General features: G+C 49.5%; 1 tRNA gene and 1 other RNA gene. Both read left to right on the top strand.

Going from position 1 to position 277, the window contains the following annotated elements:
- Nucleotides 1-2: 2 nt before the first annotated feature.
- Nucleotides 3-167, top strand: a non-coding RNA gene (locus tag ACSZPU_RS26525) — RtT sRNA.
- Nucleotides 168-200: 33 nt separating this feature from the next.
- Nucleotides 201-276, top strand: a tRNA-Lys gene (locus ACSZPU_RS26520).
- Nucleotide 277: the final 1 nt, after the last annotated feature.

Raw genomic sequence — 277 nt, 5'->3', positions numbered from 1 at the left:
GTTAGCTCAGTTGGTAGAGCAGTTGACTTTTAATCAATTGGTCGCAGGTTCGAATCCTGCACGACCCACCAATTTAAAGGTGGTCACTGGTAGAGATGTGTAGGATAACGTTGCGTGAGCAACGGCCCGAAGGGCGAACGAAGTGAGTCATCCTGCACGACCCACCACTCTGAATGATGAAAGCAGTAAAATCCCGCAAGGGGTCGTTAGCTCAGTTGGTAGAGCAGTTGACTTTTAATCAATTGGTCGCAGGTTCGAATCCTGCACGACCCACCAA

Source organism: Phytobacter sp. V69, from assembly GCF_965644215.1.
Classification (GTDB): Bacteria; Pseudomonadota; Gammaproteobacteria; order Enterobacterales; family Enterobacteriaceae; genus Phytobacter.
Note: the sequence above shows the minus strand (reverse complement) of the source record. Positions and strands in the feature narration are given on the sequence as shown.